The sequence below is a fragment of the Thermococcus eurythermalis genome, from assembly GCF_000769655.1.
GTDB classification, from domain to species: domain Archaea; phylum Methanobacteriota_B; class Thermococci; order Thermococcales; family Thermococcaceae; genus Thermococcus; species Thermococcus eurythermalis.
Genome location: NZ_CP008887.1, coordinates 202,686 through 227,069, shown reverse-complemented (window position 1 = coordinate 227,069; position 24,384 = coordinate 202,686). Strand labels below are relative to the sequence as shown.

At 54.4% G+C, this 24,384-nt stretch carries 26 protein-coding genes and 2 pseudogenes; 8 read left to right on the top strand and 20 right to left on the bottom strand.

All coding sequences use genetic code 11. The features are described from left to right. Nucleotides 1-19 precede the first annotated feature (19 nt). The 3 genes from glmM to TEU_RS12095 are packed head-to-tail and all read left to right on the top strand — an operon-like array spanning nucleotide 20 to nucleotide 1,753. Nucleotides 20-1,369 (top strand): phosphoglucosamine mutase, encoded by a 1,350-nt coding sequence (glmM, locus tag TEU_RS01230; protein WP_050002056.1) that lies wholly within the window; start codon nucleotides 20-22, stop codon nucleotides 1,367-1,369. Nucleotide 1,370: 1 nt separating this feature from the next. Continuing rightward, nucleotides 1,371-1,655, top strand: a complete 285-nt coding sequence (locus TEU_RS01225; protein WP_449449955.1) for an EamA family transporter — start codon at nucleotides 1,371-1,373, stop codon at nucleotides 1,653-1,655. Beyond that, nucleotides 1,622-1,753 (top strand): hypothetical protein, encoded by a 132-nt coding sequence (locus TEU_RS12095; RefSeq protein ID WP_449449953.1) that lies wholly within the window; start codon nucleotides 1,622-1,624, stop codon nucleotides 1,751-1,753. Before TEU_RS01225 ends, TEU_RS12095 begins: the two co-directional genes overlap by 34 nt. Before the next feature lie 104 nt (nucleotides 1,754-1,857). On the opposite strand, the gene TEU_RS01220 is transcribed toward TEU_RS12095, so the two are convergent. Genes TEU_RS01220 through TEU_RS01210 form a run of 3 tightly spaced genes read right to left on the bottom strand, consistent with a single transcriptional unit; the run spans nucleotide 1,858 to nucleotide 3,805 of the window. Next, complete coding sequence (locus tag TEU_RS01220; RefSeq protein WP_050002055.1) at nucleotides 1,858-2,439, bottom strand: hypothetical protein; 582 nt, start codon at nucleotides 2,437-2,439, stop codon at nucleotides 1,858-1,860. After that, nucleotides 2,436-3,008, bottom strand: coding sequence for an AAA family ATPase (locus TEU_RS01215; RefSeq protein WP_050002054.1), 573 nt, complete (start codon nucleotides 3,006-3,008; stop codon nucleotides 2,436-2,438). The genes TEU_RS01220 and TEU_RS01215 overlap by 4 nt, the downstream gene beginning before the upstream one ends. Next, nucleotides 3,005-3,805 carry a hypothetical protein gene (locus TEU_RS01210; protein ID WP_050002053.1) on the bottom strand — a complete coding sequence of 267 codons (801 nt, stop codon included), beginning with the start codon at nucleotides 3,803-3,805 and terminating at the stop codon, nucleotides 3,005-3,007. Before TEU_RS01210 ends, TEU_RS01215 begins: the two co-directional genes overlap by 4 nt. A 95-nt stretch (nucleotides 3,806-3,900) precedes the next feature. Between TEU_RS01210 and TEU_RS01205 the strand changes: the two genes are divergently transcribed. Continuing rightward, nucleotides 3,901-4,485 (top strand): hypothetical protein, encoded by a 585-nt coding sequence (locus TEU_RS01205; protein WP_050002052.1) that lies wholly within the window; start codon nucleotides 3,901-3,903, stop codon nucleotides 4,483-4,485. On the opposite strand, the gene TEU_RS01200 is transcribed toward TEU_RS01205, so the two are convergent. Genes TEU_RS01200 through pyrB form a run of 3 tightly spaced genes read right to left on the bottom strand, consistent with a single transcriptional unit; the run spans nucleotide 4,456 to nucleotide 7,446 of the window. Beyond that, entirely contained in the window at nucleotides 4,456-6,018 is a 1,563-nt protein-coding gene (locus TEU_RS01200) for a D-glucuronyl C5-epimerase family protein (protein WP_050002051.1), read from the bottom strand. The genes TEU_RS01205 and TEU_RS01200 overlap by 30 nt on opposite strands. A gap of 45 nt (nucleotides 6,019-6,063) precedes the next feature. Further along, nucleotides 6,064-6,519, bottom strand: coding sequence for an aspartate carbamoyltransferase regulatory subunit (gene pyrI, locus TEU_RS01195; protein WP_050002050.1), 456 nt, complete (start codon nucleotides 6,517-6,519; stop codon nucleotides 6,064-6,066). Continuing rightward, nucleotides 6,520-7,446, bottom strand: coding sequence for an aspartate carbamoyltransferase (gene pyrB, locus TEU_RS01190; protein ID WP_050002049.1), 927 nt, complete (start codon nucleotides 7,444-7,446; stop codon nucleotides 6,520-6,522). It abuts the gene before it with no gap. Nucleotides 7,447-7,565: 119 nt separating this feature from the next. On the opposite strand from pyrB, the gene TEU_RS01185 reads away from it, so the two are divergent. Genes TEU_RS01185 through TEU_RS01175 form a run of 3 tightly spaced genes read left to right on the top strand, consistent with a single transcriptional unit; the run spans nucleotide 7,566 to nucleotide 9,146 of the window. Further along, nucleotides 7,566-8,456, top strand: a complete 891-nt coding sequence (locus TEU_RS01185) for a thiamine-phosphate synthase family protein (protein ID WP_050002048.1) — start codon at nucleotides 7,566-7,568, stop codon at nucleotides 8,454-8,456. Then, nucleotides 8,453-8,776, top strand: coding sequence for a VanZ family protein (locus TEU_RS01180; RefSeq protein WP_050002047.1), 324 nt, complete (start codon nucleotides 8,453-8,455; stop codon nucleotides 8,774-8,776). The genes TEU_RS01185 and TEU_RS01180 overlap by 4 nt, the downstream gene beginning before the upstream one ends. After that, a complete protein-coding gene (locus tag TEU_RS01175; RefSeq protein WP_050002046.1) occupies nucleotides 8,733-9,146 on the top strand; it encodes a secondary thiamine-phosphate synthase enzyme YjbQ in 414 nt (137 codons plus the stop codon). The genes TEU_RS01180 and TEU_RS01175 overlap by 44 nt, the downstream gene beginning before the upstream one ends. A 125-nt stretch (nucleotides 9,147-9,271) precedes the next feature. Here TEU_RS01175 and TEU_RS01170 read toward each other — a convergent pair whose 3' ends face one another. Next, a complete protein-coding gene (locus TEU_RS01170; protein ID WP_050002045.1) occupies nucleotides 9,272-9,811 on the bottom strand; it encodes a hypothetical protein in 540 nt (179 codons plus the stop codon). A 47-nt stretch (nucleotides 9,812-9,858) separates the two neighbouring features. Between TEU_RS01170 and TEU_RS01165 the strand changes: the two genes are divergently transcribed. After that, the gene (locus TEU_RS01165) at nucleotides 9,859-11,046 is read left to right on the top strand and encodes an RNA-guided endonuclease InsQ/TnpB family protein (RefSeq protein ID WP_050002044.1); all 1,188 of its coding nucleotides are present in this window, start codon (nucleotides 9,859-9,861) and stop codon (nucleotides 11,044-11,046) included. Between the two features lie 82 nt (nucleotides 11,047-11,128). Here TEU_RS01165 and TEU_RS01160 read toward each other — a convergent pair whose 3' ends face one another. From TEU_RS01160 to mre11, 13 genes and pseudogenes are all read right to left on the bottom strand, one after another. Then, nucleotides 11,129-11,380 carry a hypothetical protein gene (locus tag TEU_RS01160; RefSeq protein ID WP_050002043.1) on the bottom strand — a complete coding sequence of 84 codons (252 nt, stop codon included), beginning with the start codon at nucleotides 11,378-11,380 and terminating at the stop codon, nucleotides 11,129-11,131. Nucleotides 11,381-11,411: 31 nt separating this feature from the next. Further along, nucleotides 11,412-12,761: a cyclic 2,3-diphosphoglycerate synthase gene (locus TEU_RS01155; RefSeq protein ID WP_050002042.1), complete on the bottom strand. Its 1,350-nt coding sequence runs from the start codon at nucleotides 12,759-12,761 to the stop codon at nucleotides 11,412-11,414. A gap of 188 nt (nucleotides 12,762-12,949) precedes the next feature. After that, a pseudogene (locus TEU_RS11960) lies at nucleotides 12,950-13,114 on the bottom strand (hypothetical protein); the annotation flags it as partial. Next, nucleotides 13,078-13,386 (bottom strand): YbaK/EbsC family protein, encoded by a 309-nt coding sequence (locus tag TEU_RS01150; protein WP_265100829.1) that lies wholly within the window; start codon nucleotides 13,384-13,386, stop codon nucleotides 13,078-13,080. The gene TEU_RS01150 and the pseudogene TEU_RS11960, both read right to left, overlap by 37 nt. 94 nt (nucleotides 13,387-13,480) lie before the next feature. Continuing rightward, nucleotides 13,481-14,266, bottom strand: coding sequence for a DODA-type extradiol aromatic ring-opening family dioxygenase (locus TEU_RS01145; RefSeq protein ID WP_050002041.1), 786 nt, complete (start codon nucleotides 14,264-14,266; stop codon nucleotides 13,481-13,483). Between the two features lie 5 nt (nucleotides 14,267-14,271). Beyond that, the gene (thrC, locus tag TEU_RS01140; RefSeq protein ID WP_050002040.1) at nucleotides 14,272-15,402 is read right to left on the bottom strand and encodes a threonine synthase; all 1,131 of its coding nucleotides are present in this window, start codon (nucleotides 15,400-15,402) and stop codon (nucleotides 14,272-14,274) included. Next, on the bottom strand, nucleotides 15,392-16,495 hold the full coding sequence (locus TEU_RS01135; protein WP_050002039.1) for a hypothetical protein: 1,104 nt from the start codon (nucleotides 16,493-16,495) through the stop codon (nucleotides 15,392-15,394). The genes thrC and TEU_RS01135 overlap by 11 nt, the downstream gene beginning before the upstream one ends. A gap of 54 nt (nucleotides 16,496-16,549) precedes the next feature. Continuing rightward, nucleotides 16,550-17,149: an archaeal proteasome endopeptidase complex subunit beta gene (gene psmB, locus TEU_RS01130; RefSeq protein WP_050002038.1), complete on the bottom strand. Its 600-nt coding sequence runs from the start codon at nucleotides 17,147-17,149 to the stop codon at nucleotides 16,550-16,552. Between the two features lie 42 nt (nucleotides 17,150-17,191). After that, nucleotides 17,192-17,854 (bottom strand): annotated as a pseudogene (locus TEU_RS01125) (ABC transporter ATP-binding protein); the annotation flags it as partial. Nucleotides 17,855-17,906: 52 nt separating this feature from the next. Continuing rightward, the gene (locus tag TEU_RS01120; RefSeq protein ID WP_050002036.1) at nucleotides 17,907-18,992 is read right to left on the bottom strand and encodes a FecCD family ABC transporter permease; all 1,086 of its coding nucleotides are present in this window, start codon (nucleotides 18,990-18,992) and stop codon (nucleotides 17,907-17,909) included. 36 nt (nucleotides 18,993-19,028) lie between these two features. Then, nucleotides 19,029-20,366: a DNA double-strand break repair nuclease NurA gene (gene nurA / locus TEU_RS01115; protein WP_227738737.1), complete on the bottom strand. Its 1,338-nt coding sequence runs from the start codon at nucleotides 20,364-20,366 to the stop codon at nucleotides 19,029-19,031. Then, on the bottom strand, nucleotides 20,363-23,017 hold the full coding sequence (rad50, locus tag TEU_RS01110) for a DNA double-strand break repair ATPase Rad50 (protein ID WP_050002035.1): 2,655 nt from the start codon (nucleotides 23,015-23,017) through the stop codon (nucleotides 20,363-20,365). The genes nurA and rad50 overlap by 4 nt, the downstream gene beginning before the upstream one ends. Then, complete coding sequence (gene mre11, locus TEU_RS01105; protein ID WP_050002034.1) at nucleotides 23,014-24,381, bottom strand: DNA double-strand break repair protein Mre11; 1,368 nt, start codon at nucleotides 24,379-24,381, stop codon at nucleotides 23,014-23,016. Before mre11 ends, rad50 begins: the two co-directional genes overlap by 4 nt. Nucleotides 24,382-24,384 lie beyond the last annotated feature (3 nt).

Here is a 24,384-nt window from a genome sequence, read left to right as displayed (position 1 = left end):
TCTAATTTAGGTGGTGCCCATGGGGAAGTACTTTGGAACCAGCGGGATTCGAGAGGTCGTCAACGAGAAGCTGACGCCGGAGCTTGCCCTCAAAGTCGGAAAGGCGCTTGGAACGTACCTCGGTGGCGGCACGGTGGTGGTCGGTAAGGACACGAGAACGAGCGGTGAGACCCTCAAGCGGGCGGTAATAAGTGGACTCCTGAGCACGGGAGTTAATGTTATAGACATCGGCCTCGCGCCGACCCCTCTCACGGGCTTTGCAATCAGGCTCTACGGTGCGGACGCTGGCGTTACTATCACCGCTTCTCACAATCCGCCTGAATACAACGGCATAAAGGTGTGGCAGCCCAACGGGATGGCGTACACCCCTGAGATGGAGAACGAGCTTGAGGCGATTCTGGAGTCTGGCAACTTCAGGAAGGCCCCTTGGAACGAGATTGGAAGCCTCAGAAGGGCCGACCCGAAGGCCGAGTACATAAAAAAGGCCCTTGAGATGGTCCACCTCGATAACTCTTACACCGTCGTCGTCGATTCTGGAAACGGTGCCGGGAGCATTCTTTCCCCGTACCTCCAGCGCGAGCTTGGAAACCGCGTTATAAGCCTTAACTCCCACCCGACGGGTTTCTTCGTGAGGGAGCTTGAGCCTAACGCTAAGAGCCTCTCCGCACTGGCGAAGACGGTCAAGGCCATGAAGGCCGACGTTGGCATAGCGCACGACGGCGACGCGGACAGGATTGGAGTTGTAGACGATCGAGGGAAGTTTGTTGAGTATGAGGTCATGCTCTCGCTCATGGCCGGCTACATGCTGAGGAAGTTCGGGAAGGGCAAAATCGTGACCACCGTTGATGCCGGCTTTGCTTTAGATGACTACGTCAGGCCCCTCGGCGGCGAGGTCATAAGGACTCGCGTTGGGGATGTGGCCGTCGCGGACGAGCTGGCCAGGCACGGCGGGATTTTCGGCGGAGAGCCGAGCGGGACGTGGATAATCCCCCAGTGGAACCTCACTCCCGATGGCATCTTTGCCGGGGCGCTCGTCCTTGAGATGATTGACAGGCTCGGCCCGCTGAGCGAGCTGGCCAAGGAAGTCCCACGCTACGTGACGCTGAGGGCGAAGATACCGTGCCCCAACGAGAAGAAAGCTAGGGCGATGGAGCTGATAGCTCAGGAAGCTCTTAATAGCTTCGACTACGAGAGGCTTATAGACATAGACGGGATAAGAATAGAGAATTCGGACTGGTGGATACTCTTCCGTCCGAGCGGGACTGAGCCGATAATGCGCATCACCCTTGAGGCTCACACCGAGGAGAAAGCGAAAGAGCTGATGGAGAAGGCGGAGAAGCTTGTTAGGAACGCCGTGGAGCGGGCGTGAGATGAAGGCCTATATCTTCTATGCCATTCTCTCGGCTTTCTTTGCCTCTCTTGTTCCCATCTTCGGAAAACTCGGCCTGAAGGACGTTGATTCGACCGTCGCGACGATGGTGAGGGCCTTCATAATGTTCGCGTTCCTTTTCCTCCTTGCAGTGTGGCAGGGTAGGACCGACGTTTCCAGCATCAACGGCAGGGCGTTGCTCTTCATAGCCCTCTCCGGGATAGCGGGGCGCTCTCGTGGCTCTTATACTTCATGGCAGTTAAGGACGGCCGCGTTCCAGCCGTAATAGCAATAGACAAGACGAGCGTCGCCCTGGCGATATTTCTCTCGTGGTCAGTTTTGAAGGAAGAACTTACACCCAGAACAGTTTTGGGGCGTTGTTGATAGTCCTGGGAGCTTTGCTGGTTTCTTTGTGACTTAGCAAAAGCCGGAGTGGCTCGCAGCGGGTTTGCTTTTTCTCCATGCTCCGTGGCGAATGGGGACGTGGACTATGAGCGCTTGGATAGGGTTTCCCTTAGCCTCTCAAGGCTCTCCTCAATGTCCTCATTGTCAAATTCGATGTAGACACCCTCCGGGAACCTCGCCATCAGGATTTCAAACAGTATGCCGGGCATCTTCACAAGTTTGAAGTTCTGCTCCTCCACGAGCTCCTTAGAACGCTTTATCCTCTCGTCCTTGCTCAGGTAGAAGAACTCCTGCATCGCCCGGTACGGGTAGCCCTCGGGGTCGCTTGAGCTCGTGTGGAAGACACCGCAGGTCGGCGAGCCTTTAACTCCAACAAAAATGACTTTCTCTGGCTTTTCCTCGGTCAGAACCCTCCCTATGAAGTCCGCTATTACCTTCGCCCTCTCGCGCATGCCGAGCCTCTCATAAACTTCCCTGCTCGCCGGCGCCCTTGGCCAGCCGATCAGCTCGAACTCGGGACACGGGTATACTAAGACCTGCCATTCGTCGCCCAGCTCTCCAATCAGCTCTCTCAGGAGCTTTGCAGTTTTATACTCCTTCTCCTTTGGTCCGCGGTAGACGTAGAAGGGGCTCAGAAGACAGGGGGCGAGGATTAGGAGCTTCACCCGACCACCTCTTCGATTATTTTTTCAACCTGTCCTTTCAGCTCCCCCAGCGTCCCCTCGTTTACTATCACGTAGTCGGCTAAATCCTTCAGCCTGCTCGTGTGATAAAGGCTCTCCTCTACGTCGTCCATTTTCTTGAAGTCCTCGAAGCTCTTTATCTCTCTGTCCTTGCTGGCCTTCCTCTTCATCAGGCGTTCAAACCTTATCTCCGGACTCGCCTCGACATAGATGACCTTTCCGCCGAGCCTTTTGATCGCCTCAATCTCCTCCTTGGAGCGGACGCCGTCTATGACAATGTTCTCACAGTTCCGCTTCTTGTCTACGGCAAGGCGGATGAGTATGTCGCCGCCGTACTTGTCCTTTAGGTACTTTCCGAACTCTATCAGCCTCTCACGGGTCGGCTCGGCCTTCTCGGGCAGTTCCGGGATCCAGGAGTAGTCCGAGACGTTGTGGGTGAGGAGGTCTATGAGCGGGTCGCTGCACGAGACCCTGCAGAACCCCTTCTCCTCGAAGAACTTTGCAACCGTCGTCTTTCCCGCGGCAATCTTTCCAACGACTCCGATGATCATTTTCTCCACATCCTCCAGATTATGTTTGCCCCATCGGTGGACTCCATGAGGCCCTCGTAGGTCAGGCTTACCACGAAGTCCACGAGGGCCTTTTTATCGTAGATTACGGGCTTTTCAAAGCCGAAGAGGTACTTCAGCTCGAAGAACCCTACGTGAAGGAAGCGGAATGGGTTGAGGAGCGCAACTTCATTTTTAAACTTCAGGCCGAACGGGAAATCTGCTAGGACGAGTCTCGTCCCCTTCTCCTTTGCAAACATGGTGAGCTTCTCCTCGTCGGGAAAGAAAATCTTCCTTGGCTCCGCTTCCACGGGCTCATACTCCAGCTTTGGGAAGGCATAGCGGATTCCGATGGCTTCGTATGGTAGTCCCAGCCGCTTGGCGAATCCAAGGAGAGCTTTTGCGTTGAAGCTCAGGAAGACGAGCGTTTTGATGTCCCCCTTAACGTTGGGCCATTTCCTTGGAGGGAATCTTTTCTCGGCCTCTATTATCGGGAGGAGAAACTCAAACTCCGTGCCGGATATTAGCTTTTCGGCTTCCTCAAGCGTCCTCCGTTTTATCTCCAGGTCGAGGTTTGAGTAGACGGTAACCTGTTTGACCCCAAGCCTCTCCCGGAGCTTCCCGATGACGAGGCTGTTGCCTATGACCACACTCTTATCCGTCCTGTCGTGGGCGATTATGAAGAGCTTGTCTTCCTCCTCGTCGTATCTGACTTCATCTATCCTGAAGGGGCTGTCCGGGAGGCTGTGCTCCCTCCGTATCTCTTGCACGAGCTTCGATATTGTTTCTGGGGTGAACATCGGTGAGTGTTCCGGGCGGATGTTTTTAAGAAAATTGTTCTTTTTCTGGAACAAACCTTTTAAAATTATGGAACAAATTTGTCTCGGTGGTGTGAATGAAAGTTGGCCCGAGAGAGATGGCGATTTCAGGTGTGATGCTGGGTCTCGCGCTCCTCCTCGACGTCGCCCCGATAGACTTTCCGACGGTATGGGGAATGAAGATTGACGTTGTTGCAGTGCCGATAATAGTCACCTACCTGATACTGGGCTTCTGGGGCGGCCTCTTTGCCCTCGGCCTGCTCTTCCTGGGCCTCAGCGTGGTCTCCTCCGCGAGCTGGCTCGGAGCAATGATGAAGACGACCGCCACCTTCACGGTTCTCCTGGGCCTTGAGTTTGCGAGGAGAACCGTTGGCTTCGACCTGAGGAATCCGAGAAGGGCCGTCCTCTTCGGTCTCGTCGCGTACGTGGTGGGTGTTGCCCTTAGGATTCCGCTGACGCTGGCCCTCAACTACTACGTGGCGCTTCCAATCTGGCTTGGCCTGCCGAGGGAGCAGGTGGTTCAGGCAGTTGAGGACTGGACGCACGTCCCCTTCTGGGTGGCTATAGGCTTGCCCAACTCGGTGCAGAGTGCAATTGATGTTTTCATAGGACTGGCCGCCACGATACCCGTTTTAAGGCGTCTTCCGCATCTGTTGGAGTAGAGCCTCTATGTCCTCTTTTTTAAGTCCCTTCTCTTCTAGGTAACCATTCCATCTCTTTGCGTACTCTATGAACTCCTCCTCTCCCGTTTTTGCGTAGAGCCAGACGAGGAGCCTTACGTGAAGACGGTGGTAGAAGATGCTGGAGGAGTTGTAGATACTGGCGTATCTGCTCCAGTTCCCGGTGTCAAAGAATGGGAGGGCTCGCTTAACGCTTAAGGCGCCTTCTATGAAGTGTTTGTAGGCCCTCTGGTCGCCCGTTACTTTCCAGTAATAGTAGAGTCCCTGGAGGGAGATTATATGTCCGTTCAAGACGAGTTGCTCTGGGTAGTAGTTGTATTCCAAGTACCATGGCCCATATGGGGTTTGAAGAACAAAGCCGTTCCTTTCTAGAGGCAGTTCAAAGGAGTTCAGGAGTAGCTTGGCAGTCTGGAGGTAACTCTCATTCCCCGTGATGTTGTAGGCGAGGGCGTAGAGTCCAGCGCCTAGGCCCTGGGCATAGCCTGAAACCCATGGGATGCTGGCGTTTTGGAAGTGGAAGTATACTGGAAAGATGGCGTACTCGGTTGTCTGGTACTTTCCGTGTTCAATGAAATCTTGGAGTTCCTGCAGAATTTCAACGGCCACGTTGGGGCGATCTTTCTCAAAATATACGTGTGCCCAGTGAAGAGCTGAAACGGGGTATAAGTTAAACCCTCTCCCGCGGTAGTATATGAAGGGCATGTGGCTCTTTATGGGACCATCTGTGACTTTAATGGCTCCGTAATACGGACACTCGTTCGAAAAAACCAGTATCAGGTCTTTTTTCCCTGGTTTCGTGAACCTGGAATAATAGTAGTCTGTGGCAATTATATCAAGGACGTATGTTTTAAGGGCAGTGTCTGTTAGTTTTCCAGCTTTCCCGAGCATGGAAATCATCTTGAGGTGATAGCTTAAGTCCCTGTAGGCCAGAAGATAACTCAGATTTTTAGTTTGCTCCCACAACCCTAGGTATTTTTCTCTCAGTTCCCGGTTTATTTTTAGCTCTTCCGTTGCGTTGGCCTTCGCCATTGCCCTATTTACAAAGAATTTGTCATCTAGGAGAAGCGTGTCCGGTATGTCCTCACCTATGATGCCACTTAGTCGTGAATCTGGCTTTATTACAAAGACCCCGGGTTTATGAACGAGGGTGAGTGCCACTAAATAGCTTTTTCCTCCCTCAGTTTCCAGGGAAAAATCGCCTGTGACATCGAATCTAACCCCGTTCCAGTTTACGACTTCTCCCCCTACTCGAAGATGAACACGGCCTGGTTTCCCGCTGTACGCCAAAGCTGGGACGTTTGTCTCGTTTATCCTTGCTTTGCCAACGTTTATCTTAAATATGGCTGTTTCAAAAACAGCGTTTTCCTCCTTGAGCATTACGTAGACTCTGACGTCTTCAGTTTCGTGGCTTTCTGAGAGGGGGACTTCCTCAAAATGACTAGTCCCTAGGTATATAATTCCAAGAATGGTAGTGGTGACTATGAGCAGCAATAATACTCGTGAGTTTTTTCTCATACTACTCACAATTAAAATAAAGGGGGTGTAGTTTTAAAGTTTTCTTCAGAGGTTCCGGAGTATATCCTCCTCCTCCATCGTCCTCTCGCAGTAGTGACAGCGCACCTTGAGAGGCTCCCTTGAGACGACGTAGAACTTTGAAACCGTGTACTCGTGGTTGCTGACGCAGTTCGGGTTGGCACAGCGGAGTATTCCTGTTATCTCGTCCGGAATCTCGACCTTGAACTTCTCGGAGACCTTGTAGTTCCGCACTATGTTCACGGTGGCGGTCGGGGCGATGAGGGCTATCTTGTTGACCTCTTCCTCGCTCAGGAACCTGCCCTCCACTTTGACTATATCCTTCCTGCCCAGCTTCTTGCTGTTGACGTTCGAGGCGAGGAGCAGCGCCCCTCCGTTCGGCCTGTTGAGGCGGAGTATCTCGATGACCTTAAGCCCCTTTCCGGCTGGGATGTGGTCTATAACGGTTCCCTCTTTAATGGCAGTAACCTTAAGCTCGGCCATTCAAAGCACCCCCAGCGTTAACCCGAGCAGGGCCATTCTAACAGGGACACCAGAGAAAACCTGCCTGAAGTAGAGCGCGTGCTTGCTCTTGTCAACCTCAGGGTGTATCTCGTCAACCCTTGGGAGAGGGTGCATGACCTTGAGCGTTTCCTTGGCGTTCTTGAGGACTTCGCAGTTCACCTGGTAGCTGCCCTTGACCTTGAGGTACTCCTGCTCGTCCGGGAAGCGCTCGCGCTGGATTCTGGTGACGTAGAGAACGTCCAGCTCCGGGATTGCCCCCTCAAGGTCGCTGGTTTCGTGGACTTTGACGCCCTTCTCCTGGAGCTCCTCTATGATGTGCTTCGGCATCCTCAGAAGCTCTGGAGAAATCAGGTACAGCTCCACGTTATAGAAGGCCAGGGCCTCCGCGAGGCTGTGCACAGTTCTCCCGTACTTGAGGTCGCCGAGTAGGCCGATGGTAAGGCCGTCAATCTTCCCAAAGGCGCGCTTTATTGTGTAGAGGTCGAGGAGCGTCTGGGTGGGGTGCTGGTTGCTCCCGTCGCCGGCGTTGATGACCGGTATCTCGGCCACCTCCGCCGCTAGCCTCGCGGCGCCCTCCATCGAGTGGCGTATCACTATGACGTCGCTGTACTGCTCGACCGTCTTTATAGTGTCTGCCAGGCTCTCTCCCTTCTTGACGCTCGTGCTCGATGCCGATGAGAACCCGATAACGGAGCCCCCGAGGCGGTGCATGGCGCTCTCGAAGCTCAGCCTGGTTCTCGTTGATGGCTCAAAGAAGAGCGTTGCTAGGATTTTTCCCTTCGCGTAGTCAAGAGAGCCCTTTTCGTTCAGTTCCGCCTCAAGCCTCTCGGCGACCTTCAAAAGGAACTCGATGTCCTCCTTTGAGAAGTCCCTAATGCTTATCACGTCGCGTCCTTTCCATTCCATAAGAGCCCTTCCGATGTAAAAATCGATGGGTTTTTAAGTCTTTTTTGACATTTGCTTGTTGAGGCAAAAATTTAAACATCGAGTTGGAACGTTCAATAACCTGGTTTTAGGGTGATAGCATGAGGACGCCCAGCGTTTACGTTGCTGAGGAGCTGATGCCTTTTCTGAGGGCTAAAATAGCTGAGAGACTATACCGAGAGGGCATGAGGCAGTCGCAGATTGCATCTTATCTCGGCATGACCCAGGCCATGGTGAGCAAGTACCTGGCCGGGAAGTACAAGGTGCCCCCGGCGGAGGTAGCCGAGAGACTTGAAGACCTGGCAAATGACGTTGCCTCCTTCATACTCTTCGGCGGGAGCAGGGAGGAAGCGGTTCTTCTTGTGACGAGGCGCTTGATGGAGCTCTTCCAGAACGGTTTCCTGTGCAAATTCTACGCTGAATACGCCGGAGTGAGCGAGGAGGCCTGTCGCTCGCTGTTCTCCATGGTTCCGAGCAGAGGGGAGGTTCTTGAGGTTCTGAACACCGCCCTAAACGAGCTCCTCAGGGAAGAAAAGTTCCCGTCCCTTATTCCGGAGGTACGGAGCAACTTCGCCTATTCCCTCCCGTCCCCGAAGAGCCCAGAGGACGTCGCGGCGATTCCGGGTAGGATAACCTCCGTCAAGGGGAAGGCCTTCGCACTACCGCCGGAGTTCGGCGCGAGCCGCTTTGTTGCGGGGATCCTCGTGAAGCTGGCCGGGATAAGGCCTGAAATCAGGAGCGTTCTGAACATAAGGTATGGTGATGACGTTGAGGGGACCATCAAAAAGGCCGGCTTTAAAGTCGCGAGGGTTAAAACCGGCGGGCTGGGCGAGGACGAGGCCATTGAGAGGATAGTGGGGGTCTTCAGGGACGATGTTTACGACGCCGTCGTCGACGAGGGCGGCCTCGGCGTTGAGCCCCTTGTCTACCTCTTCGGTAGAGACCCCGTTGAGGTCGTTGAGAAGCTCAAGCGGCTGGTGAGGCACCTTTGAGGCGTAGGATTCTTGTTCCCTATGTGGTTCTCCTTCTTTTTCTGAACCTGATGCCCGCTGTTCCGTCGTCCCCCGTGCCGAACGGGGACAAGCTGGTGCATCTGGCCGAGTTTGCGGTACTGGGCTTTTTGGGCCGGTCTCTCTGGCGCTATCTCGTTCCTCTGCCCGTTGTCCTGGAGTCCCTCCAGCTCTTCGTCCCCGGCAGGACTTTCTCCTTCGCGGACATGGGCGCAAACCTAATAGGCTTCGCGCTCGGAGTCCTCCTTGGGTGGTGGCATGAGGGTCGTGACAAAGGAGCTTCACTTCTCCACGAGGGGTGAGATTGACCTCGTTGACATAACCCGCGACGTCGAGAGGATTGTGGAAGAGTCCGAAATAGAGAACGGCCAGGTTCTCGTCTTTGTCCCCGGCGCAACGGGCGCGATAGTCACCATAGAGCACGAGTCCGGCCTTCTGGAGGACTTCAAGCGGGCCTTGAAGGAGCTGATTCCGAAGGGGAGGGGCTACCTCCACGACAGGATAGACGACAACGCCCACAGCCACCTCCGTGCCACCCTGCTGGGAGCTAGCGAGTGCTTCCCGGTCGCTGACGGCAGGCTCGTGCGCGGAACCTGGCAGCAGATTTTCTTCGTCGAGCTGGACGTGAGGCCGAGGCACAGGCGCGTTATAGTGCAGGTCATAGGGGAGTGAGAACTTCCGGTTCTCACCTCTTTATAAACTTTGAGAAGTGTGAGTTCTCACCATTTATAAACGCTTCAATGCAAAGGCGTTAAATAGGTTCGGAACGCAAAGGGGAACGGTGGGAGAATGAAAAATTAAACCTTTATCGAAATTTCAGCATTTTTTGAGTCTTTAAGCCTTATCGCAAGGAGTTCTCTCTCATAGCTGCTGACTCGAAGGTAAGATAGTATCATCATTATGAATGCCAGCCCCGCGATTATGAGACCTATGTCAACGATATAACCTGTGGTTTTTACGTCGGATACGTCCTCCATGAGTTCTTCGCTCCATGTAGTCAGATATTCACCGTTCAACATGGCATACCAGCCCAGTAAAACCCCGGCACCGCTGAGACGCCATCCTCCAATTATCTCGTGAAAATCCTTCGTCGCGGTGGGGAGGACATCTTTGTAGGCGCGCTGAAGATGTTGGAGCTCTGATTTATCTTTGTAGATTGAGCTTGAGCGGTAGTAGGAAAGCGCTTTTTCCAGAGCTCCGTAGCTGCTGTCAAGAAGTTCATAACGCCGTATGCAAAACTTGCTCCACCGATGGACATCAAAAATACAGCCCGATTTATCATTTCCCTCCTCCCAGAGAGTACAATTATATGGAATTGGAATTGTCCACGAAGACATTATAGTAAGATTTAAATACTCCAAATTAGATCTTTGTGTGGTTTTCAATGTCATTTGAAACAATTAAACTTACTGCCAAATTCAAGCTTAGGGAAATTCCAGAGGGTTTAGAATGCCTTTTCTCCACTTATCGTGAAATCGTGAACTTTCTCATCACTTATGCTTTCGAAAACAACACCACAAGCTTCTACAGGCTGAAAAAAGAAACTTACAAAAGTCTTCGCAAAGAGTATCCAGAACTCCCAAGTCACTACCTTTACACGGCCTGCCAGATGGCGACTGCAATCTTTAAAAGCTTCAGGAAGAGGAAAAAGAAGGGTAAAGCGAGGGGAAGACCAGTTTTCAAGAAAGAAGTTATTATGCTCGACGACCACCTGTTCAAACTCGACTTGGAGAACAAGACCGTAAAACTCTCCACTCCAAGCGGGAGGGTTCAGTTAGAGTTTTATCCCGCAAAATACCACGAGAAGTTCAAGAACTGGGGGGTTGGTCAAGCGTGGTTAGTGAGAACATCGAAGGGAGTCTTCCTAAACGTCGTCTTCTCGAAGGAAGTCGAGGTTAAAGAGCCGAAAGCCTTTGTTGGAGTGGATTTGAATGAGAATAACGTAACGCTTTCCTTCCCTAATGGAGAGTTTGTTCAAATCATCACCCACGAGCGGGAGATTAGGACAGGTTACTTCATGAAGAGAAGGAAAATCCAGAAGAAATTTAAGGCTGGAAAGAGGAGGAGAGAACTCCTTGAAAAATACGGGCGAAGGGAAAAGAACAGGCTTAACGACCTTTACCATAAGCTTGCCAATAAAATCATCGAGCTGGCGGAGAAGTATGGTGGGATTGCTTTAGAGGATTTGATTGAAATCAGGGATTCGATTAGATATTCAGCTGGGATGAATGGGAGACTTCACAGGTGGAGTTTTCGCAAACTCCAGTCAATCATCAAATACAAAGCCAAACTGAAGGGTGTTAGAGTCGTTTTTGTAAACCCTGCTTACACTTCTTCTCTGTGCCCGATATGTGGAGAGAAATTAAGCCCGAATGGGCACCGGATTTTGAAGTGTTTGAATTGTGGTTTTGAAGCCGATAGGGACGTGGTTGGGAGTTGGAATATTCGCTTGAGAGCCTTGAAGATGTGGGGAGTCACCGTTCCCCCCGAAAGCCCTCCAATGAAGCTGGGAGGAGGGAAGCCGACTCTCACTGTCAATGCAATAAAAAGGAAGGAGTCGGCGGGACGGTAATAACCCGCCCGAGTTCATTGACTCCGCCCTCGGCGGTGCTCCCCGGGCGATTTGAGTTGGGCGCTTCACAATAAAAGGCTTTCTACCACACTTTGACATCTTCGTTCTCCTTCTTCTCGAACTCGACTTCCTCATACTTCCCGCTCAGCTTAATTGAGATGGCGTAGACGAGGGCAACAAAGGAGCCAAACAGAAACGCCAAAAGAATCCACATGACCTTCTCCGAGTCTGGCATAAGCTTCTGCTTCTTGATGACGTCGTAGGTGACCCACGCAAAGCCCGCGATGTTGAGAACCCAAATCAGACACCAGATTTCAATGACCACGTCGAACATGAAGAAAAATTAGGAGCGGAGGTTAAAAACTTCACTCCTTCTTAAGCTTCTCGCAGTTCTTGACCCAGTTCTCGAGGATGTCCTTGAGCTTGGGCTGGCCGATTTCCTCGAGCTCGTAGCGGACCCTTACAGCTGGCTTGTTGAGGTTCATGAACCTGCGCAGGTCAACAGGGGTGCCCATGATGACGACGTCGGCATCAGCCCTGTTGATGGTCTCCTCGAGCTCCTTAATCTGCTTCTTGCCGTAGCCCATAGCAGGGAGGATGACGTCGAGGTGCGGGTACTTCTTGTAGGTCTCGACGATTGAGCCGACGGCGTAGGGCCTCGGGTCGATGATTTCCTTGGCTCCAAACTTCTTCGCTGCAACGTACCCGGCTCCGTACTTCATGCCGCCGTGGGTGAGGGTCGGACCGTCCTCGACGACGAGAACGCGCTTGCCCTTGATGAGCTCTGGGTTGTCGACGAATATCGGCGAGGCAGCCTCGATGACGGTGGCGTTCGGGTTGACCTTCTCGATGCTCTCACGAACCTTCTGGATGTCGTCCCTGTTGGCGGTGTCAATCTTGTTGATGATTATGACGTCAGCGGCCCTGAAGTTGGTCTCACCAGGGTGGTACTTGAGCTCGTGGCCGGGCCTGTGCGGGTCGGTGACGACTATCCAGAGGTCGGGCTCGTAGAACGGGAAGTCGTTGTTTCCTCCGTCCCAGAGGATTATGTCGGCCTCTTTCTCGGCCTCGCGGAGAATCTTCTCGTAGTCAACGCCCGCGTAGACAACCATACCGCGCTCGATGTAGGGCTCGTACTCCTCTCTCTCCTCGATGGTGCACTCGTACTTGTCGAGGTCCTCGAAGGTGGCGAAGCGCTGGACGACCTGCTTCCTGAGGTCGCCGTAGGGCATCGGGTGCCTTATGGCAACGACCTTGTAGCCCATCTCCTGGAGGAGCTGGGCGACCTTCCTGCTGGTCTGGCTCTTTCCACAGCCGGTTCTGACTGCGGTAACGGCAACGACCGGCTTGCTGGACTTGAGCATGGTGCTCTTCGGGCCGAGGAGCCAGAAGTCGGCACCGGCTGAGTGGGCCCTGCTGGCGAGGTGCATGACGTGCTCGTGGGAGACATCGGAGTAGGCGAAGACGACGATGTCAATGTCGTGCTCCTTGATTATCTTCTCAAGGTCGTCCTCGCTCCAGATGGGGATACCGTTCGGGTAGAGCTCTCCAGCGAGCTCGGGCGGGTAGAGCCTGCCCTCGATGTCCGGAATCTGGGTGGCGGTGAAGGCGACGACCTCGTACTCAGGGTTGTCCCTGAAGAACACGTTGAAGTTGTGGAAGTCCCTTCCGGCGGCGCCCAAAATCAGAACCCTCTTTTTCTTCTTCTCGGCCATTTTTGACCACCTCAAAAGCTTTTAATTCGGCATTAGTGTATCGCTTTTGGCATTTATAACGGTTTTCGTTGAATAGTGAAAGCTTTCTGTGGGGTTTATTCGATGTGGACATTTAAACATTGAAAAGTCTTCAGATAGGACTGGATAATCACCGGTTGGCCTGTCAGGGTGTCTATGGACATTCCGCACTACTCGCTCACGTCAAGAATCTCTGCTTTCTGGTACTCGGCTATCTTCTCTGGCTTTATCCTCAGAAACCTCTCAGTGGTGCCGCCACCGCCGATAACGTACTCGTTTTCCAGAACCTTCGGGTCGACTACCGTCTTGAGGGGAACGCCAACTGGAGGGACGCCTCCGACATCATAGCCGGTGAGCTCTTTGACTTCCCTTGGCCTGGCGAACCTGCACTTTCCGAACTTTTTTCAAGTTTTGACATGCTGACCCTCGACTCGCCGTCCACTATGACGAGGAGGGGCCCGCTCTCGCTTACGATAACGAGCGACTTTATGGCCTGCTTTTTGGAAACGCCCGTCTCCCTTGTGGCCTGTTCGACGGTCTTGACGGGCCTTCCAATCTTAAGAATCTCGGCCCCCAGTTCCTTGGCGATTTCTTCGAGCTTTTTCATGAGAACACCTTCAATAGGTACGTGGTGATTCCTAATAACCCTTTTTTAGGGCTAAAAACGGAAAGTGTAGATTACGAGAGAACTCTGGTGCAGGCTACCTCACCCACAGCGCCCCTGCCATGCCGAAGTAGGTCGGACAGGCGTACGCCGAAGCTTTCAGCTCGAACTCCGCTTTCTTCATAGTCCCGAGCATTATAAGCATCTGCCAGTAGCTGTCCACGAGGGCCTTCCTAACGAGCTCCTCGGGAACCTCTGGGAGCTCCTCAAGGCGGTCTCCGTTTATCAGCTCCATTATCAACCTGTCGTACTCCTCGCTTTCCTTCACCTTTCCGTAGGGGCCGTTTTCGTCGTGTCCGTGTCCATGGTCGGCGCTGATTATCAGGGCGATTTTCTTGTTATCTTTTTCGAGGACTTCGCCGAGGACTTCACCGAACCTTACGAGGGTCTCCCTGCTCACTCCCCTAGATGGCGTTATCAGGACGAGCGGTTTCTTCTCAAGGAACTGCAGTGGTATAAGCTCTCCCCAGCTCAGCGGCCAGCGCGAGTATTCCCCTCTTGCCGATGCAAAGTTCAGGTCAACTACGGGCATTCCGGCGTCCTTCTCGGCGCGGTATATTTCCTCAGCCAGCTCCCTGTCTGTTTTCCACTCGCCGGGCAGTTCCTTCCCCTCGAAGCCGAGCCATGAAACTAGGTGCTCCGCCATAACCACGCCGAGGTGGTCGCTCATCCTCACGTTGTGCGGGCTTATCAAAACGTAGGAGTCCACATTCCTGAACTCCTCGCCGATTCTCCTCAGCACCTCCGCGAGCCTCTCCGTTTCCTCGTCGGGCGGCTCAAGAACCGGGTTCCCGTGGGGCATCAGGCCGATTCCAACTAGCATTTCAATCACCTCAAACACTTTTCAAGTCCTTCGAGCGGGCACTCCATTACCTTTCCGGTCTGGGCCTCCTTCAGCGTTCTCAAACCCGAGCCAGTGAGAATCGAGACGACCTTTGCTCCCTCAGGGAGGTCGAGCTTCTCAAGCGCGGCAATTCCCGTAGCGCTCGCGGGCTGGACAAAGAGGCCCTCGCGGGCGAGCCTTTCCTGAGCTTTCCTTATTCCCTCGTCCGAAACGGCAACGCACTCCCAGCCAAACTCCCTGAGGAGTTTCAGAACCGCGTTCCCGCTTGGCGGGTAGGGATTGGCTATGGCCTTTGCTATCGTCTTCGGGTTCTCAAAGCGCTCCACTTTCTCCTCTCCTTCGTGGAATGCCCTGCATATCGGCGAACAACCCTCCGCCTGGACCGCAATCAGCTTTGGTAAGTTATCAATCAGCCCGCTCTCGTAAAGCTCGATGAAGCCCTTCGCCACTCCCCTGAAGAGCCCGCCGGAGCTGGTGGGGATTAAAACGTAGTCCGGGCTTACCTCTTCCGCTATCTCAAAGGCTATTCCCTTGTAGCCCTCGATTCGGAAGGGGTTGTCCGAGTTGATGAAATAGACGCCGAGCTTTTCTCCCAGCTTCAGGCTCTCGAAGTAGAGCCTTCCGTAGTCGCCGTGAACCCTGATGACGTCCCCGCCGTAAGCGCCGACAGCCTTCAGCTTCTCTTCGCTAGCGCTCTCTGAGACGAGAATCTTCGCCTTCAGCCCGAAGCGGGAGGCGTAGGCCGAGACGCTCGCCGCCATGTTCCCAGTTGAGACAGTTCCAACTGTCCTATAGCCTGCTTTGAGTGCGTAGCTCATCGCCAGAAAAGTGCCCCTGTCCTTGAAGCTCCACGTCGGGTTCACGGTCTCGTTCTTGAGGTAGAGCTTTATTCCAAGCTCTTCGCCGAGCCTCGACTTAACCAGAGGCGTGTCGCCCTCGCCGAGGGAGAACTCCAGCACGGGCTCAACGGGCCAGAAGTCGTAAAAGCGCTCCCAGACGCTCTTTCCGATGTACGGCTCGCCGTGAAATGTCTCGAACTCAACCGGTTCACCGCACTCACATCTTTGGACTGGCTCACTGTACTCCCTACCACAGAGTGGACACCTAAGTTTCAATTCTGACCCTCCTTACAGCTTTAAGGAGCACGGTGTTTCCATCACGGGTTATAGTGAAGTGTGCATAGCTGTTTTCCCGGGCAAGCTTCTTGAGGGTTTCGGCGAATGTTTCTGAAGCCCTCTCGTCCGAGAACTCCACCTTCCAGAGGAGCACGTAGTCAGTCCCGTTGACCGTGAGAACCAGCCTGTCGCCGAGCCAGGCGGTCGAGACGCTCCAGGCGGCCTCGTTGTCCAGCCCCGCGACGTCCAGGAGGAGGATGTAGACGTAATACGCACCTAGCCTGTCCTCTTTTAGGACTCTGGAACCGGGCGGTGCGCTCAGGGTGACGTTGAGGGGGGTGACGTTTTCGAGGTACAGCTCCGGGTGCATGACCTGTTGCGCCGAGACCGGATAGCGGCTGTACGCCTCGTTAACAAGTTCCCAGCTACCTTTCTCGTAGAGGTACCTCACGAAGCGGTCGCCGAAGACGTAGGGGAAGATGTGAAGGTCCGTGAGTGGATTGCCGCTCAGCGAGCGTATCTTGTGAATCGGAATCCCGTTCCTCTCGCAGTAGAGGTCGGCGACGAGGTCTGCGTCGCCCTCGATGAGTGACTGAACCGCTATGGTGCCGTCGTAGGTGTCTGCCCTGTACTTCGCATCGAACCACTGTTTCTGGAGCACGTGGACGCTCTCGTGGGCTATCGTTCTCCGGGCGATGTCAGGGTTTTCCATGAAGTTTTCCCTGATGATGTAGATGGTGTCCCCAACGGTGGCGGCTATCCAGCTGGCCTTTCTCTCGGTCTCTTCCTTGATGTACTGGTAGTCAGGGGGGAGAAGGAGCGTCATCTTATATGTCAGCTCTTCTATCCTTAGCCTCTCGACGTCCGTCTCGCCGGGCTTCCACATGCTCAGGGCCTCGCTCTTCGTGATGACAACTATCCTGGGCCACTCCTTGAACGTGAGGTTTCGTATCTCCTGAACCTGGTGGAGGATTTCGTCAACTTCCTCAAGAACCGTGCCCGGTTCGGCAATTAACCTCTCGGCCGCGTAGAGGGCCGAAACGAGAATGAGTATCAGCCCCAGAACCGCCAGCTTTTCTGGGAGGTTCCGCATGTTACCAACTCAAAAAGAGAATTAAAAAGAGCTTTGGTGCAACCGTTGAACGGTTCACTCCTTGAACTCGACGAACTCCTCCTTCATGCCGTCCTTGGTTATGACGACGACCTGAACCTTCCTGTTGCCGGTGTAGACGTCGCGCTTTCCTGCGGTTCTGACGGCCCTGATGGCGAGCTCCTTGGCTTCTTCGATGCTCATGTCCTTCCTGAAGCCCTCTTCAAGGACCGCTATTGCGAAGGGGCTTCCCGAGCCGGTCGCCGTGTAGTCGTCGAAGATGAGGCCGCCCAGCGGGTCGAGGTTCGCCAAAGTGGGCTCCTCAACGTAGCCGCCTATGATAATCTGCACCATGTAGGGGAACCACTTGTTCTCGTTGAGGATGTTGCTGAGCAGATGCGCCATCGCCTTGGCGGTCATTGGCCTTCCCCACGTGAACTGGTAGTACCTGGCCTCGGCTTCGAGCATCCTCGCCAGGGCCTGAACGTCGCCGACGCTTCCAGCGGTGGTTATCGCTATCCTGTCGGTTATCGGGATTATCTTCTTGATGTTCAGGGTCTCGACCATGTGGTCAAGTGAGGCCTGCGTATCAGCTGCAAGAACAACGCCATCCTTGGCCTTTATTCCCACCGTTGTTGTTCCGGTCTTCTTCTCCACTTTCTCTCACCTAAACTAAGAAACGCGCCAGAGTTTTAAACCTTAGCCCTCCGGCCAGGCGACGATGAGCCTCTTCCCCTCGACCTCGAGGATTCTCGCCCGTATCCCGTAGACCTCCTCGATGATTTGGGCCTTGAGCTTTTTCGACGGCCCTTCCCAGGCCTTCTTTCCGCCCTTCAGGACAAGAACCCTGTCGGCGTAGCTCAACGCGAGGTTGAGGTCGTGGAGGACGGCGATGATTATCTTCTCCCTTTTGAGCTCGTTGAGGAGCTCCATGACGTCGAGGGCGTGGTTGATGTCGAGGTGGCTCGTGGGCTCGTCGAGGAGAATGGCCTTACTGCCCTGTGCCAAAGCCCTCGCTATGAGGGCGAGCTGGAACTCTCCGCCGCTGAGGCTCGTTATCCTGTCACTCCGCTTCTCCCAGAGGCCAACCCGTTTGAGGGCCTCCTCGACGCTCCCCCTCGTTATGTACGCCCCCATCTCCACGAACTCCTCGACGGTAAAGGCGAACTGCGGCAGAGAGCTCTGGGGCACGTAGGTTATCAGCCTGGCCCTTTCGGCGGGTTTAAGCCCTGTCAGCTCGAGGCCGTCCAGCTTTACTGTACCAATAGGTCTTAGAATACCGACGAGGCACTTCAACAGGGTGCTCTTACCGGCACCGTTCGGCCCGATTACAGCGAGCAGTTCGCCCCTCTTCGCGCTCAGTTCGACATTCTTCAGGACTTCCCTCTCGCCGTAGGCGAACGAGACCCTCGCCTCAAGCAATCAGCTCACCCCTCTTGTGCCTCATCAGAAGGTAGAGGAAGAACGGTGCGCCCATTAGGGCGGTCACTACGCCGACCGGGATGACCGTTGGCTTTGCGACTGTTCTGGCCAGCAGGTCTGCCGTGACGAGGAGGACTCCGCCGAAGAGCGCCGTTGCGGGCGTCAGCTCCCTGTGGTTCGGGCCGAGGAGCAGGCGCATTATGTGGGGGCTCACGAGGCCCACGAAGCCTATTATCCCGGAAGTGTAGACGGCGAACGCAGTCAGCGTCGCTATAACCCCGAGGAAAACCTTTCTGTAGAGGTGCAGGTCGAGGCCGAGCGCTATGCTCTCCTCTCCGAGGAGGATTAGGTTCAGCTCGCGCCAGCGCCAGGTGAGGAAGAGGACTCCAAGGGTCGAGACGACGAGCATCACCCCTACGTCCCGCCACGTGCTCCCGTTGAAGCTCCCAAGCAACCACATCCAGCTCAGGGTGCTCTCGTGGGGGTGCGTCACGTAGATGTACCACGTCACAGCGTTTGCCAGGAAGCCGTAGGCAATCCCCGCGAGGAGGAGCGTATCTACCGGGACGGTTCCGTTGGTTCTCGCTATCGTGTAGACTATGAAGACAGAGAGGAATGCGAACACCAGAGCGAAGGGCGCCATGTAAGTGGGGTTAACCAGCGTTGCGATGGCGGAGCCTAGGGCCGCGCCGGAGCTTATGCCTATTATGTACGGGTCGGCGAGGGGGTTTCGGAAGAGGGCCTGGCTCGTGACGCCGGCCGATGCGAGGGCGAGGCCGACGAGATATGCCAAGAGGACTTCGGGCATGCGAATCTGCCACACTATTGTGAAGTACCTTGGGGGCTGGCCTGAGACGCGCTCGGCTATTGACCTGGAAACCTCCTCAAGGGTCTGGGAGTGGGTGACCTCGGCGAGCCCCTCTAGAATCCAGGATAGCCCGTTTCCGAGGGTCGTTTTCAGGCCATAGGTTACGCTCTCTGTGACGTCGTGAAGGCCCAGGCTAACCGGGCCGAAGTAAACGCCGAGGAAAATTGAGGTGATTGAAAGGGCGAGCAGGGCCGGGAGCCATTTCCGCATGTGGTGGAGTTTTTGTCCAGCCTTTTAAAGCTGATGTTATTCAAGGGGTGAGCGTCCGTACTTGAGGAAGGCCCTCAGCTCCGGGTTCTCGGCCTTGATGATGTTGAGAAGCGCCCTCAGCTCAGCTTCAAAGGCCTTTTTCTCGATTTTAACGCCCTCATGGGCCCTCTGGAGCGGCCTGAAGTAGCCGTTGCTCTCGTGCCAGAGTATTTCAGCCAAGAGGTCGTCGGTTATTTTTCTGTTGCTCTGGAGGAGGTAAATGACCCCACCGCGCATAGTCCTTATGTAGGCCATCGGAACGCCCCTCTCGATATAGTCCTCGACGGTCGGGAAGTACTTCCTTAGTATCTTGGGCATCCTGTGGCTTATCGGGGTGCCCCCCTGGGTTATGATGTAGTACCCGGTTTTTTCCTCCCCGTATTTCTGCCTCAGGTAAGCGTCGAGGTAGGGGACGTCTACGATGTCAAGTCCAAGCTTCTGGGTTATCTTTCTGTTGTAGAAGCTCTTGGCGACGTAGACGAGGTTTTTCTGAAGGAGCTTTTCCAGAGAGTAGAGGTACTCCAGGTAGCCGAGGACAACGTGGACGGCATTGCGCGCGTCGTCAAGGCTCAGCTCCTTTTCTTCGCTGTACTCGTTGAGTATCTCCTGGAATATCTCCTCAGCGCCTTTTTCCCCCTTGAGGTAGGCATCGAGGGTTTTCCTCGTAAGGACGACCCTTCTCGGTAAGGTCGCATCAAGGGAGCGCCCTTTGAAGCCCTCCATTGCCTTGTAAAACTCTTCAAAGTCCTCCAGCCTCTCGTCTGCAAGAATGACTCCCTGGTTTACCTTATGCTTCTCCCTGAGCTCCTCCCCCAGCTTCTCGTAGTGCTCGTCGAGGAGCTCAACGAAGGCTTTGACGAGCTCTTCCAGTTTGTTTCTCCCAAGGGCGTTTTCGATGGTGGTTATGCCCTTGATGCTCTCCGGGTAAACCGGGGGCCTCGTTAGTGAACCCGTGAGCGTCCCGTCCATCATAACGTAGTCGACTTCACCGAGCTCGGCCGATAGGTAGCCGAGCTTGTTCTCAAGGGTCTCCATCTGGAGCCTTATTATCTGGTCGGATATGCCTTGGTTGTAGAGCATTACGTTGGTGTAGATGAGCCTGTAAGCCGGGCCGTTGCCGAAGGCGTAGCTTGAGACGGCGTAGAAAATCGTCCCGCTGAGCCTCTGCTTCCCCTGACTGCCGTCTATTGCGTAGACCCTGCAGGGCCTCCTCTCCTCAGGTAGCTCCCGCCATTCGATGTCCTTGAGCTTTCCTTCGGCCTCTTTGTAGCTCCTCTCAAGCATCTCCTTTATCCTGTCAACGCTCTTCCTGTCAAGAAGCCGGTACACGCTCACACCCCCACCTCGATTTCCCTGAGGACTGATACCCCGTTCTCAAGGCCCACCCGTATTACCCTGTCCGCCGCGTCCTTCAGCTCCTCGTCGTGAGAAACCACGATGACCTGCGGTATCTTTCTGAGGTAGCGCTGCATTATGTCCACAAGTCTTCTTCTCCTCTCGTCGTCCAGGTATGGTGTGGGCTCGTCGAGGATGAGCAGGCTTATCTCTCCCGCCAGATAGAGGGACAGCGCAAGCCTGAATGCCAGTCCCAGCGCTATCCTCTCCCCACCGCTCAGAAATCCGAGTCCACGCTCTTTTCCATCGTAAACAACGCCGAGCCTGACCTTGTTTTCCTCGGCCTTAACGGTTATTCCGGAGTACTTCTCCTCCGTCAGTTCCTCGAATATCTCACTCGCTATCTCCCCAACCTTGGCGAGGGCGCCCTCTTTGAGGAGGTTCTTGTAGTGCTTGACCTTCTCCCTGAGCCTCTGCACCCTATCGCGGGCCTCTTTAAGCTTCTCAAGCTCCCTCGCTTTTTCTTTTCTCTTCTCCTTTTCTTCCTTCAGCTTTCTGATGTTCTCCATGAGCTGGTCTCTCTTCTCCTCAAGCCCCCTCAGCTTTTCTTCCTTCTTGGCAAGCTCCTCCCTCAGCCGTGTGAACTCTTCCCTGACTTTTTCGTGTTCTTCGGGGTTGTAGGCCCGCTCCAGCTCTTCGAGCTTTTTCCTCAGCTCCAACAGGACTGCGGTCTCTTTTTCTAGGCTCTCTCTGGCACTTTCGAGCTCCTTCCGGGTCAGGGTTAGCCTTCTCTCTTCCCTCTCCAGCTCTTCTGCCGAACCCTTGAGGGACAGGTACTTCCTGTAGTCCGGTTCGAGCTCCTTCAGTTTTTCATCAAGCTCCTCGACGCTTGAGAACCCGAGGTTCTTGAGTTCGTTATCAAGCTCCCCCAGCCTCGACTCAAGGGACTCCAGCTTTCTCTGCAGGACATCTCTCTTTTTCTCAAGGGCTCTGGCCTTTTCAAGCTCCTCTTTGAGGTTCTTCAGCTCGCCTTCGACTTTCCCGAGCTCGCCCCTCAGCCGTTCGTACTCCTCCACCTTGGCCTTCAGGCCCTCAATGTCGTAGGATTTTAGCCTGCTTTCAAGCTCTTTAACCCTCTCAAGGAGCTCTCTCTGGGCTATTACCTCCCGCTCCCTCTTAAGCGTCTTCTCGACGTCCACGAGCTCCTCTCTGAGCTTTCTCTCCTCTGCATCGAGCTCTTTGATCTTCCTGGATATTTCCCGAACCTCCCCTAGGTACTTCTCAAGGAGCTCCGCCCTGTGCTCCTCGGTGAGCTCCCTGCCGCACACGGGGCATTTGCCCCTGGCCTTCTTTAGCTCAAGTATTGCCCTGTTCTTTTCGCTCGCCTGGCTCTTCAGCGCTCCCCTTTCCCCGTTTATCTCCTCCAGTCTGCGCTGGATTTCTTCCTTTCTCTTTTTGGCGCCTTCAATGCTCCCTTCAAGTCTTTCAATTTCCTCCTCTGAGAGCTTTAGTTTTGCCCTGCTGTCCCTCAGGCTGGCCTCTATCGCGCGCACCTCTTCATACGTCTTTGTGCCCTCTTTCAGCACCTCAAGCTTCTCGGAGAGCTCTTTTTTCTTCCCTTCAAGCTCTTCAACGCGGGATTTTAGCCCCTCTATTTCGGCCAGACGTTCTTCTATGCTCTTGATTTGTGCCTTGTAGCTTTCCACGAGCTTTTCGTCCCTGGCCTTCTCGTCGGAATAACGCTTTCTGAATTCGGAGAGCTTTGTGTACAGTTCGGCTTTCTCTCTGAGCATTTCGGCCTCTCTCACTTTCTCTCTGAGCCCCCCGATGCGCTCCTCGATTTCGGAGAGCTTCCTCTCAAGCTCCCCTATTCTCGCCTTCAGTATTCCAACGTTTCCCTCCCTCTTCTTCACTTCGAGCCTCATGCTGTTGATGTCCTTAGAGAGCTTGTCCAGCTCCTTCAGCCGGCCCTCAACCTCCGCGAGCCTCTTCCTGAGGTTCGGGAGCTGGGGTGAGAGCCCGTTTATTTCCCTGAGGGTGTTCGTCAGCTCTTTTTCCATCTCCCCAATTAGGGAGTCTATGTTCTCCGTGCTCTTCAGGTAGTCCTCCACGGCTTTAATCCTGGCCTCGATGTCCTTTTTGACATCAAGGAGGTTTTTGTACGCGTTCTCGTACTTATCTAAGCCGAGAACCTGCCGGACGACCTTTTCCCTGCTCTCGTCGCTTTCCAGTATGGCGTCAATCTCACCCTGGCGGATGTAAATTGCGTTGAGGAAGACGTCGTAGGGGATTAGCCTCTCCATCCACTCCCTGACCTGCCTCTGCCCGCTCTCAAGGGTCTGCCACCGCTCACCGTCCCAGTATTTGACGAAGGAGAGGCCCTTTGTTATGTTCCTGTGCAGCTGGTACTTCACACCGTCCTTCTCGAAGAAGACCGTTATCTCAGTTGATGTCCCGCCTATCCTGAAGAAGTCGTCCTTCTTCAGGTCTTTCGGTTTGGTGGGCCAGTACAGGCCTATCAGGAGGGCATCAAGGAGGGAGCTTTTTCCGCTACCGTTCTGGCCGACTATCAGGTTTATCCCGCTGGTGAAATTGACCTTCGTGAGTTTGTGCGAACGGAAGTCCTTGATTATGAGCCTCTCAACCTTCATCTCGCACCACCGAGCCAGGCAAGCAGGTTGGGGCCCTTCTTGGGCTTGGCATTCTCAGGCTTCTTCTCAACAGCTTCCCCTTTTTTGGGGGGTCTGGCCTCTGTCTGCTTCTTCTCGCCGTCTTTTGAGGGGCCCTCTTTTTCCATCTTCTTATTTTCCTTCTTCTCTTCCCGTTTTTGGGTTTTTTCTGCGTCCCACCCACCGCGGAGGAAGAGCTCCACCACGGGCTCCACTTCGAATTTTTTCTCTCCTGTGAGCTCAATGGCCTTGAGTTCGAGGGGCGAGAAGTACTCCTCCGGTCTCGGGACTTCTCCTCCCCCGCCGGGTGTCTCGATTTTCCTTCCAAAGCGGGTTCTTATGTGGAGGTACTTTACCTTCAAGAGCTCGTGGAGGGTGGAGACGTCAAAGGGCTTCTCCCATTTGATATCGAGCCTTACAAAGGCCTCGCTGGGAATCCTGGGGCCGAGCCTCTTTACTTCCCTCTTGACGGTCTCACCGTCGGCCTCAATCTTGATGTCCACGAAGGGTCTCACCTTGAGCTCAACGAACCTCGGCTCCCAGTCCTCCACGATGTAGAAGCCCTTTTCGACGCCGGCCCTGGGCTTGAACGTCCTTCCGTCCCAGCGGTACCTGACCTCGTAGTCCCCGAAGTCCCAGCGCTGGAGCGAGCCTGGGTAGACGAGTTTCCCGATGTCGTAGTTGGTCTCAAAGCGCCTGTGTATGTGGCCCATCGCGTAGTAGAGATAGCCTTTCGGCAGGTCTTCCATCTTGAGCTCGAAATAATCGCGCTGGCTCTCGGGAAGTACTCCTGAGACCCTCTCGAAGAGCTCCTTTATCCCCTGGTGGAGCATAAGGATTGCGTCTCCTTCGGGCCTGAATATGTCCTTCAGTCTGTTCCGTTCGATCCACGCGGCGCTCATGTATTTGAGCCCGTGAATCTCGATGCTCTCGCCTTCTTTCTCGAAGATTCCTTTGACGAGGTACTTGTCCCCCAGTTTCTCGCTCGTCAGGTGTTCGCTCTCAACCTTCTCTTCCCGTATGCCGACGAGGTTGAGGAGGCCAAGGCCCTCGAGGAGGTGGTACGCCGAGACCTTTCTCTGGGTCCTGTCGTGGTTGCCCTCTATTGCAAAGACGGGTATTCCCCTTGTCTTTGGGATTTTCAGTATCTCTATGGCCTCCTTTAGAGTCTCGGGACTCGGCCTGCTCGTGTGGAAGAGGTCGCCGGCTATGAGTATGAAGTCCACCCTCTCCTCAACTGCCCTTTCAACGGTCTCCCTGAATGCGCGGGTGAACTCCTCTGCCCGGTATGGCAGTCGGTACTGCTCGTAGCCCAGATGGACGTCCGCTATGTGGGCGAACTTCATCTT